The 13,038-nt window shown below is 61.4% G+C and carries 14 protein-coding genes and 3 pseudogenes; 8 read left to right on the forward strand and 9 right to left on the reverse strand.

What is annotated here, in order from left to right:
* From ATY29_RS00115 to gfa, 3 genes are all read left to right on the forward strand, one after another.
* The coding region (locus tag ATY29_RS00115; RefSeq protein ID WP_146053989.1) for a zinc-binding dehydrogenase at positions 1–514 on the forward strand (514 nt) is incomplete at its 5' end.
* A gap of 2 nt (positions 515–516) precedes the next feature.
* On the forward strand, positions 517–1,353 hold the full coding sequence (gene fghA / locus ATY29_RS00120) for an S-formylglutathione hydrolase (protein WP_097534472.1): 837 nt from the start codon (positions 517–519) through the stop codon (positions 1,351–1,353).
* A 55-nt stretch (positions 1,354–1,408) separates the two neighbouring features.
* Positions 1,409–1,978 carry an S-(hydroxymethyl)glutathione synthase gene (gene gfa / locus ATY29_RS00125; RefSeq protein WP_097534473.1) on the forward strand — a complete coding sequence of 190 codons (570 nt, stop codon included), beginning with the start codon at positions 1,409–1,411 and terminating at the stop codon, positions 1,976–1,978.
* Positions 1,979–2,269: 291 nt separating this feature from the next.
* On the opposite strand, the gene ATY29_RS00130 is transcribed toward gfa, so the two are convergent.
* On the reverse strand, positions 2,270–2,476 hold the full coding sequence (locus tag ATY29_RS00130) for a hypothetical protein (RefSeq protein WP_097534474.1): 207 nt from the start codon (positions 2,474–2,476) through the stop codon (positions 2,270–2,272).
* On the opposite strand from ATY29_RS00130, the gene ATY29_RS36620 reads away from it, so the two are divergent.
* From ATY29_RS36620 to ATY29_RS00140, 3 genes and pseudogenes are all read left to right on the forward strand, one after another.
* Positions 2,394–2,690: an ABC transporter permease gene (locus ATY29_RS36620; RefSeq protein ID WP_164895920.1), complete on the forward strand. Its 297-nt coding sequence runs from the start codon at positions 2,394–2,396 to the stop codon at positions 2,688–2,690. The two genes, ATY29_RS00130 and ATY29_RS36620, sit on opposite strands and share 83 nt — an antisense overlap.
* Positions 2,645–2,848: pseudogene (locus tag ATY29_RS00135) on the forward strand (proline racemase family protein); the annotation flags it as partial. The gene ATY29_RS36620 and the pseudogene ATY29_RS00135, both read left to right, overlap by 46 nt.
* A gap of 41 nt (positions 2,849–2,889) precedes the next feature.
* Positions 2,890–3,903: a GlxA family transcriptional regulator gene (locus ATY29_RS00140; RefSeq protein ID WP_025418668.1), complete on the forward strand. Its 1,014-nt coding sequence runs from the start codon at positions 2,890–2,892 to the stop codon at positions 3,901–3,903.
* Between the two features lie 7 nt (positions 3,904–3,910).
* On the opposite strand, the pseudogene ATY29_RS00145 reads toward ATY29_RS00140, so the two are convergent.
* The 3 genes and pseudogenes from ATY29_RS00145 to ATY29_RS00155 all read right to left on the reverse strand — a co-directional run.
* A pseudogene (locus ATY29_RS00145) lies at positions 3,911–4,063 on the reverse strand (aminopeptidase P family protein); the annotation flags it as partial.
* A 4-nt stretch (positions 4,064–4,067) separates the two neighbouring features.
* Positions 4,068–5,156, reverse strand: a complete 1,089-nt coding sequence (locus ATY29_RS00150; protein ID WP_097534476.1) for an FAD-binding oxidoreductase — start codon at positions 5,154–5,156, stop codon at positions 4,068–4,070.
* Positions 5,146–6,399: an aromatic ring-hydroxylating oxygenase subunit alpha gene (locus tag ATY29_RS00155; protein WP_097534478.1), complete on the reverse strand. Its 1,254-nt coding sequence runs from the start codon at positions 6,397–6,399 to the stop codon at positions 5,146–5,148. The genes ATY29_RS00150 and ATY29_RS00155 overlap by 11 nt, the downstream gene beginning before the upstream one ends.
* 108 nt (positions 6,400–6,507) lie before the next feature.
* Here ATY29_RS00155 and ATY29_RS00160 point away from each other — a divergent pair, with 108 nt between their 5' ends.
* Positions 6,508–7,395 (forward strand): LysR substrate-binding domain-containing protein, encoded by an 888-nt coding sequence (locus ATY29_RS00160; RefSeq protein WP_003572924.1) that lies wholly within the window; start codon positions 6,508–6,510, stop codon positions 7,393–7,395.
* Positions 7,396–7,410: 15 nt separating this feature from the next.
* Here the strand turns inward: ATY29_RS00160 and ATY29_RS00165 are convergent, their stop codons facing one another.
* The gene (locus ATY29_RS00165; protein ID WP_097534480.1) at positions 7,411–9,063 is read right to left on the reverse strand and encodes an acyltransferase; all 1,653 of its coding nucleotides are present in this window, start codon (positions 9,061–9,063) and stop codon (positions 7,411–7,413) included.
* 133 nt (positions 9,064–9,196) lie between these two features.
* A pseudogene (locus ATY29_RS37350) lies at positions 9,197–9,345 on the reverse strand (cyclophilin-like fold protein); the annotation flags it as partial.
* Between ATY29_RS37350 and ATY29_RS00175 the strand changes: the two are divergent.
* Positions 9,317–10,084: a LysR substrate-binding domain-containing protein gene (locus tag ATY29_RS00175; protein WP_244597318.1), complete on the forward strand. Its 768-nt coding sequence runs from the start codon at positions 9,317–9,319 to the stop codon at positions 10,082–10,084. The pseudogene ATY29_RS37350 and the gene ATY29_RS00175 sit on opposite strands and share 29 nt — an antisense overlap.
* 151 nt (positions 10,085–10,235) lie before the next feature.
* On the opposite strand, the gene copD is transcribed toward ATY29_RS00175, so the two are convergent.
* The 3 genes from copD to ATY29_RS00190 all read right to left on the reverse strand — a co-directional run bounded on the left by copD (position 10,236) and on the right by ATY29_RS00190 (position 12,962).
* The gene (gene copD, locus ATY29_RS00180; protein WP_097534482.1) at positions 10,236–11,129 is read right to left on the reverse strand and encodes a copper homeostasis membrane protein CopD; all 894 of its coding nucleotides are present in this window, start codon (positions 11,127–11,129) and stop codon (positions 10,236–10,238) included.
* Entirely contained in the window at positions 11,126–11,491 is a 366-nt protein-coding gene (gene copC / locus ATY29_RS00185; RefSeq protein ID WP_025418677.1) for a copper homeostasis periplasmic binding protein CopC, read from the reverse strand. Before copC ends, copD begins: the two co-directional genes overlap by 4 nt.
* Positions 11,492–11,588: 97 nt before the next feature.
* Positions 11,589–12,962 carry a PepSY-associated TM helix domain-containing protein gene (locus ATY29_RS00190; protein ID WP_097534484.1) on the reverse strand — a complete coding sequence of 458 codons (1,374 nt, stop codon included), beginning with the start codon at positions 12,960–12,962 and terminating at the stop codon, positions 11,589–11,591.
* Between the last annotated feature and the right edge of the window lie 76 nt (positions 12,963–13,038).

Genomic DNA, 13,038 nt, shown 5'->3' on the forward strand with positions numbered 1-13,038 from the left:
GCTGCGGCTCGCCGGCGCCGACATGATCATCGGCGTCGATATCAACCCGGACCGCAAGGAATGGGGCGAAAAGTTCGGCATGACGCATTTCGTCAATCCGAAGGAGGTCGGTGACGACATCGTGCCCCATCTCGTCAACCTGACCAAGCGCAATGGCGATCTGATCGGCGGCGCCGACTACACCTTCGACTGCACCGGCAACACCAAGGTGATGCGCCAGGCGCTGGAAGCATCCCACCGCGGCTGGGGCAAGTCGATCATCATCGGCGTTGCCGGCGCCGGCCAGGAGATCTCCACCCGTCCGTTCCAGCTGGTCACCGGCCGCAACTGGATGGGCACTGCCTTCGGCGGCGCGCGCGGCCGCACCGACGTGCCTGACATCGTCGACTGGTACATGCAGGGCAAGATCCAGATCGACCCTATGATCACCCACACCATGCCGCTCGACGACATCAACAAGGGCTTCGACATGATGCACAAGGGCGAAAGCATCCGCGGCGTGGTGGTCTACTAAGCATGAAAACCATCTCGACCGAGAAGTCTCATGGCGGCACTCAAGGGGTCTACGTCAGTCGCTCCGAGGCCTGCGACTGCGACATGACCTTTGCTGTCTTCGTGCCGCCGCAGGCGGCTAAGGGCAATTGCCCGGTTCTCTGGTACCTGTCCGGCCTGACCTGCACCCATGCCAATGTCATGGATAAGGGCGAGTATCGGCGGCTTGCCGCCGAGCTCGGACTGATCATCGTCTGCCCGGATACCAGCCCCCGTGGCGACCATGTTCCGGACGAATCCGACAATTGGCAGTTCGGCAAGGGCGCCGGCTTTTATGTTGACGCCACCCAGCCGCCGTTTTCGGCGAATTACCGCATGTACAGCTACATCACCGAGGAGTTGCCGCGGCTGCTTGCCGCGGAATTTCCCGTCGACATTGGCCGCCAGGGGATGTTCGGCCACTCGATGGGCGGCCATGGTGCGATCACCATCGCGCTCAAGAATCCGGACCGCTTCCGAAGCTGCTCGGCCTTTGCGCCGATCAGCCATCCCTCGGTCTCCGGCTGGTCGAAACCGGCCTTGCGGAAATATCTCGGCGCCGACGAGGCGACCTGGCGGGCCTATGATTCCTGCTCGCTGATCGAAGACGGGCATCGGTTCCCCGAACTCCTCGTCGATCAGGGGACGGCCGACAACTTCCTGGAGGACGGCTTGCGTCCCGATGAACTCAGGCAGGCCTGCGAAGCGGCGGGCATAAATCTACGTCTCCGCATGCAGGAAGGCTACGGCCATTCCTACTCCTTCATTTCGACATTCATGGAGGACCATCTGCGCTGGCACGCGCAGAGGTTGGGGAATTGATTGCAGAGCTTGGCCGGGCATAACGCAAACGGCCAGGGAGGGAAGGAGAACATCAATGAGCATAGCCATTCACCCGGCAGTGGATTCAGGCTTTCGAGCGACTGACGCTGCTTTTGCCGGCGGGACGCTGGTGTGCAAATGCACGAGCAACCCTGTCAAGGTCAGGATCAAGGGCGACATCGCCCACAACCACGCCTGCGGCTGCACCAAGTGCTGGAAGCCGGAGGGTGCCGCCTTCTCGGTTGTAGCGGTGGCGCCGACCGAAAGCGTCGAAGTGCTCGAAAACGGCGACAAGCTCGCTGTCGTCGATCCTGCTGCCCTGATCCAGCGACATGCCTGCAAGGAATGCGGCGTGCATATGTATGGGCCGGTCGAGCGCGAACATCCGTTCCAGGGATTGTCCTTCGTCCATCCGGAACGCTTCCAGGAAACCGGCTGGGCAAAGCCGACCTTTGCGGCCTTCGTATCGTCGATCATCGAAAGCGGCTTCGATCCGTCGAAAATGGACGCGGTCAGAGCACAGCTGAAGGCGTCGGGCCTCGAGCCCTATGATTGCCTCTCGCCCGGCCTGATGGACTACATCGCAACCTGGACCGCCAAGAAAAGTGGCGTTCTCGGCGCGTAGTTCTTCGGGGAGCGCCTAACGGGCGCCCCCCGATGCCGCCGCCATTCGCAATCGGAGCCTTCGCGATCGCCGGTGCCCCGATATAGCGGCCGGTCAATATTAGCCCTGCCCAGCGGCGTCGCAATGGCGCTGTGTTTTCGTGGGGCTTGGCCGAGGACGATGGGCACTTTGGTGCTAACTGCGGTCGCCATCGCCGGCTTCCACCACCTTCGATCGCTTCTTGGAACCGGTCTCGATCTGATCAGGCGTTTCCGCCCTACACTGCCTGCTGCCGGCGATTGCCCTGCTCGGCTATGGGTAGACCACGCCGCCGATCGCGACCACGATCGTCGCAGTGCCGTGGCAAGCCGCCTGATCTCGCTGGACAAAGGAGTTCACCGAACTTGAAGAGGCGCTCGGGATGGTGCCAGCAAAGATGTTCATCAAGATCCGCCTCCTCTTTCCGCTGCCGAGCATCATGCCAGGCACAAAACGGAGCCTGATGATGGCCTTCGGCATCATTGTCGCCGGTATCGGCGGCTCGACGGCTCGGAGGGGCGATCCCCACGGCGCGATCAGGACACTCGACATCGCCACTCCGATCAATGGAGCGATCGCTGTCGTGATACTGACTATGGTGGTTGACCGCATAACGCAGAGTGCCGCTCGATTTTGGGAACAGAATGGAAGGGGCGGCTCGACGTCAGGTCGAGATACCGTCATGAAAGCCTGATCGGAACCATTTTCGAAGGCCGGGTCGAGGCCGAGGCAAGGATTGGACTCTATGGCGGGAGCCTTCCAAACATCGGAGCCTGGGCGCGCGTCATCGGCCACAACACCATTTTTTTTGACGACCGTGATCCGCCATCACACGGTTTTCAAATTCGATGAGCGCGTTTTTCCGAGTTTGAAGAGGCGGCGAGGAGATGACTATGCGACCGGAGCAGCATCGGCAGGGAGACGGCGTCGCGAAATCCGGTGCCCGGCTCAAGGTAGGGTTCGTGCTGTCGCGGTCGTTTACGCTGTCGGCCTTCGCACTCTTTGTCGACACGCTGCGCCTTGCCAGTGATGAGCAGGATCGGTCCGGACGGGTGCTTGCCGACTGGCAGGTGATCGGCAGCACGCGGCATCTGATCACTTCGAGCTGCGGCGTCCAGGTTGCTCCGACCTCCGATTTCGTCGATCCGTTGAAATTCGACTACATCGTCGTCGTCGGGGGGCTTCTGACGGTGGAAAACCCTGTCGACCAGCAGACCATCACCTTTCTCAAGCAGGCGGATGCCAAGAAGGTGCCGCTGATCGGCGTCTGCACCGGCTCGTTCATTCTTGCGGCGGCGGACCTGATGAAGCGGCACGAGTCCTGCGTGAGCTGGCTGCATTACAAGGAGTTTCGCGAGCGGTTTCCTGACCTCGGCGTCCGTTCCGATCGGCTTTTCAATCTCGATCGCCAGCGCGGATCCTGCGCCGGCGGCAGCAGCGCGGCCGACATGGCGGCGTTGCTGGTCAGGAAATATATCAGCCGGGATGCAGAGCGAAATGCGCTTGAGGTGCTTCAGATCGAGAAGGCCCGGGCGCCGGCGGACATACAGCCCCGCCGTCCGCTGTATGACGACTATGACGACGCCCGCGTAAAGGCGGCGATGATTACGATGGAACAGTTCGTCGACGGCAGCATATCGATCCAGAAGCTTGCTGCCATGGTTGGCCTGTCACGGCGGCAGCTGGAGAGAATATTCATCGACAAGACGGGAATGTCTCCCGCCAAGGCCTATAATCGGGTCCGCATGGAGCGGGCAAAATCGATCCTGGTCCAGTCAAAAGCGCCGCTGATCGAGATCGCGCTTGATGTCGGCTTCGAAAATGCCTCGCAGTTCACGCGAACCTTCAAGCGGACCTTCGGGCAGACCCCGTCGCAGCATCGCGCGGCGGCTTCAAGAGCACACTGAGCACGCTTCAGATCTCTTCCCACGGGAAGCTGTCCAGCCGCTCCGCGCCCTTGTCGGTGATCAGGGCCTGGGTTTTCAGTTTGATGCTCTCCGAGCCGGCCTCGGCGATCAGGCTTTCGAGGTTGAGCACCATGTTCTCCTCGATGACGCCGCTGAGGTGTCGCTCAGCGTTCGATGACGAGATCGCTGAGCGGCTTCGAGCAGCAAGGCAGGAAAAAGCCGGCGTCGATCTCACGTTGCCGGATACCACCATTATGGTTCATCTCCACCGAGCCGGAGACAAGCTTCGACTTGCAGGTCCCGCAGACCCCGTTAGAGCACGAGGAAGGCAGGCGGACGCTGCCCTTCTTTGCCGCTGAAAGCACCGTCTGGGCTGACGGGACTTCCAAGGTCTTGTTCTGTTTCGAGAATTCGACCTGGAAAATCCTCGTCACCGGCTGTGCTTCGACGTCGAGGCCTGGCTCGTCGATGACCGCGGCGTCGAAGCTCTCTTCGATATAGCTTTCTGCGGGGACGCCGAGAGCAGCCGTGATCGAACGCGCCGCCGCCAAGAACGGCGCGGGACCGCAGCACATGACGACGCGTTCGGCGATGTCGGGAACGGCAAGCTTGAGGAATTCCGGCGAGATCCGGCCGGTCAGCCCCGGCCATGATAATTCGCCGGCGACCGTCTCGGGAAGAAACTGGAGGCGCAGTCCCTTCATCCTCGCTGCGAGCCCCGAAAGGTCATGGCGAAAGATCAGATCGGCCGGCGTTCTCGCCGCATGCAGGAAGACGATGTCCGACGCTTCGTAGCGGTCTGCCAGATCATGCGTGATCGACATGACGGGCGTGATGCCCGAACCTCCGGAGAGCAGCAGAAGCTTGATCTTCTCGCCCTTGGGCCGGATGAAATGACCAAGCGGTCCCTGACCCTTGGCGGTCATGCCCGGAGCCATGTGGTCGTGGAGCCAGTTCGATATCCTGCCGCCGGGCACGCGCTTGACCGTCACCGTAAAGGCGTTGCTTCGGTGGGGCGACGACGAGATGCTGTAGCATCGCGCCTCGCCATCCGAACCCGTCGGGAAGTCGAACAGAAAGTATTGGCCGGCATCGAAATGGAAATGCTTGCCTTCGGGCGACGCGAACGTGAAGCTTTTCACGTCATGCGTCTCCTGATGGACGTCGAGACAGACGAGGGTCTCGTCGGTCTCCGGATCCCAGACCTGCCGCGCGCTCTGACCTAGACGCATGGATGTGAGATCAATACCCATGAGCGCGCATCCGGTCGATGTACCAGGTGGCGAACTTGTCGAGGTTCGTCTCGGAGAAGCGGGAATAGGGGCCCGGCTGATAGGCGGGATCGAGAGCGCCGGCATGGGAACGGGCGACGAGGTCGGCGTCCTGGTCCGTTGTTGCGATCCAGACATCCGTCAGCTTGTCGAGGTCGTAATCGACCCCTTCGACGGCGTCCTTGTGCACCAGCCACTTGGTCCTGACCAGCGTCTTGCCTGCCGAGAGCGGGATGACGGTTGCCACGACCGCATGGTCGCCCATGAAGTGGTTCCAGCTGTTATGACCCCAGAGATGCGTGTCGCCGAGATCCTTGCGGGTCATCTGCCCGAGGAGCTTGGAGGATGCAGCGGTGGCGTCGTGGGTCTGGGATTCGCCGGCGCCTGCTATGATCAGCCGCTGGGTGCGGAAGTTTGTGGCGCAGCCGGCGAGCTGCTCGATGGCAGCCGAGGGGAAACCGTCAGCCTCCCACGCCTGCGTGCGCTCCTCGTAAAGGCGGAAGTGCTCCTCTGCCTGCTCGCGGTCTTCCGGGATCAGCGTTTCGGGATCGAAGCCGAAGTCGAGATCGACGAAGGAGACGCAGAGTTCCGGGTGGTTGGCGGAGCAATGGTAGCATTCGCGATTGTTCTCCATGGTCAGCTTCCAGTTGCCGTCCTCGATGACGTCGGTCTGGTGAGCGATCTTGGCATTGCGGATGTCATAGGGCGCGAGACGCTCGACCATGGCCTGTTCGAGGCCGGCAATGTCCTCGGGCGGATTGTCGGAGAGGCAGACGTAGATCAGTCCGCCGATCGATTTGAAGGTGACCGGTTTCAGGCCGCGACAGTCCTTGTCGAAATCCTTGCCCATATGGGGGGCATAGCTGAGTTCGCCCGTCAGCTCATAGGTCCAGGTGTGGTAGGGACAGACGAGCTTCGAAACGATCGTCTTGCCGGGATTGAGAAGGCGGGAGCCGCGATGGCGGCAGACATTGTGCAGCACGCGGATTTCGCCGTCGTCATCACGCAGGAGGATCAGGCTCGTCTTGCCGATATCGATCACCGTGGCGTCGCCGGGTTCGGCAACATCACAGTCAAGGCCGACACAGATCCAGTGATTGTGGAAGAAGACGTCGATGTCTGCTTCGAACACGTCTTCTCTGGTGTAGAGGCCGGCCGGCAGCGAGTGACCATCGGCACGGGCTTCGAGAAGGGCTGAGATGGAAGATGGAAGCCTGTTTAGCATGAGAACCTCTTATGTGAGTTTCCCTAGATTGCGCTTGCAAAGACGGGCTTTCAACGGCATAAAAAATCACGCTCGCATAAGATTTTCGCATGTGAAAAGGCATCCAAGATGCAATTTCGAAGACGGCTTCCGTCGCTGACCGCACTGGTGACCTTGGAGGCGGTGCTGCGCAGGAAAAGCTTCACCCTGGCGGCGACGGAGCTCGGTGTCACCCAGGCGGCGGTCAGCCGGCAGATTGCCTCGCTGGAGGAGGAACTCGGCCAGCCCCTCTTTGTGCGCAAGCACCGGGCAATCGATCCGACGGCGGCCTGCATCAGCCTCGGCGCGACGCTGGCAAAGAGTTTCGCCGATATTGCCGAGAGCGTGGAGGCGATCCAGTCACGCAGCCAGGACGTGGTGACGATCGGGGCAACCGTTGCATTCTCTTCCTTCTGGCTGCTGCCGCGGCTCGCCGAATTCCGCCGGGCCAATCCCGGCATTCTGGTGCGGGTGATATCGCAGGACAGTCCGATTGCTCTCGATGGCGCAGAGGTCGATGTGGCGGTCCGCTACGGCCTGCCTCCGTTCAGCGACGGGACGGTCATTGCCTCGCGCGGCGACGTCATTTCCCCCGTCTGCTCTCCGGATTATCTCAGGCGTCGGGGAGGTGGTCCGCTCGGCTCGTCGGACGAATTCATCGAAACGGATGTTGTCGACCGTTCCTGGTACAACTGGTCGCAATGGGTATCGTTCACCGGCGCCAATATCGAGGTCAAGCCGTCGCTGCGGTTCAGCCATTATACCGAGACCATTGCCGCCGCACGCGCCGGGCAGGGGATAGCGCTCGGATGGCGCATGCTGGTCGACACCTTTCTCGAGGACGGAACCCTGGTGCGCGCTGGGGAAAGCGAACTTGCCGCGGAAGGGCATTACAACGTGATCGTGCCGGTCAAAGCCAAGCGGAGCAATGCCCGCGACCTTGCTGCCGCCTGGCTGACGGCATCCCTGCAGGGGTGATCGCAGAAACCGAAATTACAAACCCAACCCGGGCGTTGCCGTCCGGTGCACGCCTTTGGGAATGAAGGCGAAGCGATCTGCCAGGCCGAGGAAATCGGCCGCCAGGTGAATGACCGAAAGCCACATTTCCGTCCCCTGCAGGCTGGGTCCGCTACCATCGGCGAAAGGAAATCCCTCGCCGTCCCGCCATCTGTCCTGCGCCCTTGAGATAAGATTGCGCGCAATCGTCTCTCCATCGCCCCGCCGGTAGTCGGTCTGGCGGGCAATCAGCAGCAGAGGGTGGATCGTATCGAGAAGGTTGCAGGCATTGTATTTCTCGGCAGCGAAGCCCTTGTGATTGCGATAGTTCAAGTGAACCGTTTCGAGCGAGGCATGCGGGTGGGGAAGCGCAACGCCGAACTGAGCGTAGGTGCCGCGCGTCAGGCGATAAAAGCCGTTCACCGGCTGCAGCCATCCTTCCCGAGCGGTCGGTTCGCCCCAGAGGCCGGAGACGCTGTCGGCGTGCCGTCTCAGCCACTCGAAAAGCGCCTGCCGCGGATGCCGAATGCCAAAATACTTCGCATTGAAGTACATAGCGGTTCCGATGGCATCGACCACGCTGCCGGCATGCCAGGCCCTGCTTTGCCAAGGCAGGGCGCTGAGCCATAGGTCGAGATCCCGAGCATCGAGCAGGGCGGCCCGGACAGGTTGGCGCGGGCTGGAACCGAGCAGCTCAAGCGCATATCCAACCGAAAGGACGTTGTAGAGCGCCTTCGGATCATCCCTCAGGGGCTTGTCCGGCATTCGTGCATGCGCGTCCGGGAAAAGGCCGGTCTCCGGTTCCTGGAGATTTTGGAGACGCTCGATGGTCTCCGACCGGTCGATGCCTGGCGGCAGGTGGCCGAAGCCGGCGGCAATTTCGATCGCGTCGCACAGATGCCGGATCGCCGGCCTCCTGGTGCCGTCCGCTTCCAGCGATTCATAATTTCCGGGGGTTTTCCACCGCGCAAGAATATCCGGCCATTGTTCTTGTGCCCTATGCCCGAGCTTGAGCAATTGATCTTCGGTGTCGCCCATGCCGGATTTCTTCGCCGACGAGCCCCGGCTTCGCAGCACCTTTGCCGGAACGCCGCCGGCAATCGCCATAGCGGGAATATCCCCGGTGACGACCGCCCCGGCGGCGATCACGGCGCCATTTCCTATCGTCGCGCCATCGAGGATCACGCAATTGGCACCGATCCACACATCGTCACCGATCGTGATGCCGATGCTGACCACGCCCTGCCGGTGTATGGGAATATCTGGGTCGTCGAAGCCGTGATTGAAGCCGACGATCGATGCGTGCGAAGCAATGCGCACGCCATTGCCGCAAGTGACCTTGCCGGAAACGCAGGCGTAGGGGTTGATGGAGCAATCGGCACCGAGGATGACATCGCCGCGCACCAGCGCGTGCCCCGCGATCCACGACCGCTCTCCCATCGTCAGGCTTTCGGTGAAGATTGCGGCATTCTCGGCGATGTAGGACGTTTCGGCCAGCGCAGCGCCGCATGACCGCCGAAGGTCCGCCTTGCGAGAGAGGTGCGCGGGATGATGAAGATCCGATGCGATGCGTTCCCAGGAAAGATATCGCAGCCTGCGCGCTTCCCTCTCTTCGCTCACCGATGCCTGCGGGCTGCTGGCGTGATCCATCCTGATCCTCATTCCCGGATTTGACCGCCGAATATTCGTCTGCCTGCAGCGGTCCGTTGGTTCGCGGCATCAGACAGCGGGAGCCGTTCGAAAGCAAGACTCGCCGGTCGGTGGCACGCGGAGAAGCCGGTCGTCAGACGCGTTCGATGTGCACCGGGTATTGGCCCCGCACCAGTAGCGGGGCAAAATTGTTATCAAAGTGACGAGCCGGATCAGTCTGTCCCAGCGGTAATCCGCGTAAAACAGGGCGAGATTGCCCCACGGCTTGATCCGGCTTCTGTCCCGCACCACGCGTGATGTGTCGCCCACGGTGGCCGAAGAGCGTCTCGTGGAAAGCATTCAACCCCATTTCGAAAGCATCGCCGCCGGCATCAGCGCCGTCAGTGCGCTGCGTGACAAGCCCTCGGGCGAAATCCGGATCGTGTGCCCCGACGACGCCGTCGAACTGGTCTTTCGTTCGAGGCTGCCGGCCTTTCTGCGTGATTACCCGGATATCGCCGTGGAACTCATCGTCGACAACGGGTTCACCAATATCGTCGAACGCCAGTTCGACGCCGGGGTACGGCTTGGCGAAGCGATTGCACGCGACATGGTGGCCGCTCGCATCGGCCCCGACGTCTCCTATGCCGTGGTCGGATCACCGGAATATTTTGCGGGTCGCACCGCGCCTTTGACCCCGCACGACCTGACGGACCACAATTGCGTCAACCTGCGGCTTCCAACGTCAGGCGGGCTCTATGCCTGGGAGTTCGAGAAGGACGGTCGCGAATCCAGCGTCCGTGTCGAGGGGCAACTCACCCTGAGCAACATAGGATCAGCGATCCATGCCGCTCTTGATGGTGTCGGGCTGGCCTATGTGCCGAGGGACCTCGTCCGACCATATGTCGACAGCGGCCGGTTGCAGGAAGTACTCGCAGATTGGGCGCCAACATTTCAGGGGTATCATCTCTACTACCCCAGCCGGCGCCATCCATCGCCTGCCTTCTCTACCTTCCTGGAAGCCTTCCGATACCGGCGTTGACAATCTTTTGAGGCGATTGCCACCGTGGTCGCATGCTTGCTGTCGCTTCACACGGATGGCCGCAATAGGGGCCGACAGCCGGCGGCGCGGGCGTTCCCAAGCCCCGTGCAAAGAAGCTTCTCGAATATCCTCGTCGAACCACAGGAGTGGCTTACATGGCAACCGGCTCCAACGTGCCGAACCATGCCACCAGGCCGATGATCGCAAGCGCCAGGACGATTTCGACAGTGGTTCCGATCCTGAGTGCTGCCACAGATCCGTGAGGCCGGGAGAGCTTTGGCACGAGCACATACCTGTTGAAGATCGCCAGTCCGATCATCGACAGGACGAGGAGGATCTTCAGGGAAAGCAGAAGCTGATAGTCAACGGACCAGTCGAGCGGGAAACCGCCGATGATCAGGAACATGTTGGCGATGCCGGAGATCAACACCACACTGACCGCGACGTGGCCCGCCGTGGAGAAACGGATGAGCGCCGTCGTCGCGTTACGACCGGCCTGGCGATCGGACAGCAGCGGCAAAATCAACGCGACCGCGATCAGCGCCCCAAACCAGGCGCCTCCCGCCAGCACGTGGATGATATCGTTGCCCCGATGCAGGGCGCGAAGCCAGCCGGTGTTCATGGCGGCATGGCCGCTCGCGGCAAGACCGGCCAACAGGAATCCCGCGGCGATCGTCATGGTAGCGGCCCGCAATCGCATGGGGGCCGCGACGTATGTGAGAAAAACAAAGGCGGCTCCCGCCGCCTGCCAGATCCAGGCAGTGCCGATCGTCGTGCCGGAAATAATATCCAGCATTGCATTGAAATCAGATGCATACGCCCAGTCTCCATTGAGGATCGCGGACCTGAAGGGGAGGGCAAGGACCGTGGCGGAGAGAATGCAGCCGATTGCAAGGGCTCGAAGCCGATATTGCCGTGCCCAGATATTCCCGGAAAGGGATGCGGGAACGAGCAGCCACAGATATGCGGAACTGCCCCATAGATACAGGGCAGCGATGTCCAGGAAAAAGCGGCAAGCGATATAGGCTGTCTCGGGCGTGATCACGGCTTGACGGTGAAGGTATAGCTGCCGTTGGTCTTGTGACCATCGGTCGAAAGCACATGCCAGTCGACGGTGTAGTCGCCTGGTGCCAGCGTTGTGGAAACGGGGACCGTCAGGACCTTGCCATCGTCCTTCAGCCCGGCTTCGCCAAGCTTGATGTCCTTCTTGCCCGGGTCTGTGACCTTTACGCCGCTGAACTTGAGATCAAGTTCTTCGGTGAAAGTCAGGTCGAGTTCGCCGGGAGAGACGACGGAGGCCTTCTCGGCTGGGCTCGAAGTTTTCAGGTGGGCGTGAGCCAAGGCATGGCCGGTGGCCGCGGCCGTCACGATCAGTGCAATGGATGCGATGCGGGGGAGTTTTGACATGGTCATCTCACGTGTTTCCTTTGAAGTTGCCAGTCGGAGTGGGTGTTTGTCAAAGTTTCGCCAAGGGGCGGGTGCGATCGTCTTCATCGGCACATTCTCAAGCGAAGACACGCCGAAGCGGCGGGATCGTGCGAATAATGGCCTGGTCGACCGCGATCATCAGCAGGATGGCGAGACCGGTCAGCGGAAACGCCAAGGCGTAGACGGCCGCGATGGTCCATAGGCCGATATAAACCGATCGCCGCGGCGGCATCGGCGGAACCCCCACACGTCCGGACGGCCGCCGCTTCCACCACATGACGACGCCGGTCACGCAGGAAAGAACGATCGCCAGGCAGGTGGCGAGCATCAGGAATTGATTGGCGCGACCGAATTCGCGCCCCTGGTGGACGTTGATGCCCCACTCGATAGCTTTTCCGAAAATCGGATACTGGCCGTAGGAGATGTCGACGAGCGGCTTGCCGGAATATTGGTCGATGTGGATGGTCCGCTCCTTGGCGAGATCATCGGGATAGATCGCCGCCGAATAGACCCCGGCTTCACCGGAAGGCATGGCAAGGTCGAAACCGGGCGTCAGACCGGCAGCCTTTGCGATTTCGACGGCCCTGTTCAGGCCGATCGGCTTGTTCGATCGGGCGGCGGGAAGGTCGGAGAGCGGGACTGGAGCCTGTTCGACGCTCCAGCCGACCACAGGCAGGATGTCCTGGGTAACCTTCTCAGATTTCGGTACATCGTCCCAGAGTTGCGTGGGATAGCCCAGGCCATGGCTTCCGAGCCAGGCCTGCACGTTCGAACCCCAGTAGCCCGACCACGGCATGCCGGTGATCGCCAGGAAGAAGATCAGAATGCCAGCGAAGGCACCGGTAACGGCATGCAGGTCACGCCAGAAGACACGTCGGGCCGGCGTGCCGCGGACGGTAACGACGCCGCCCGTCTGGCGGCGCGGCCACCAGAGATAGATGCCGGTCACGACAAGCACCATGGCGAATCCGCCGGCAATCTCGATCAGCTTGTTTGGAAAGCCCCCAAACAAAGCAAGACTATGGATACGCTTGACGACGTAGTTGAACTCTTCGGTCGAGCCGACCGTATCGAGAATCTTGCCGCTATAGGGATCGATGAAGACGAGCGTGGAACCGCCATTGCCTGACACCGTGACGATGGCCGAGCGCTCAGGCGTTGCCGGGTCCTTGTAGGAGGTGACAGCTGAGCCAGGGACGGCGGCCGTCGCGATCTCCGTCAGCTTTTCCGGCGCCAGCGGTTGACCTGAAGCGACGACGTCATAGCGATAGGCGAAGACGCTTTCGTTGATCTCGTTCTTGAAGAGATAGAGCGAGCCGGTGATTGCGAGGTTCAGCAGGAAGGGGACGACGAGAAGTCCGGCGAAGAAGTGCCAGCGCCATATGGCGCGATAAAGCGAGACGCCGGATGCGGCGTTTTCCGCCGGAGCGGCGGAGGTGATTGTCGACATGATGAAATTCCGGATCCGTGGCCGCTGGCAAAGGCGCGGCCGAATACAAAGGGCGCGCCTCAGCGGGGCTTATGCG

Origin of the sequence: Rhizobium hidalgonense, from assembly GCF_002914525.1 — a bacterium.
Classification (GTDB): Bacteria; Pseudomonadota; Alphaproteobacteria; order Rhizobiales; family Rhizobiaceae; genus Rhizobium; species Rhizobium hidalgonense.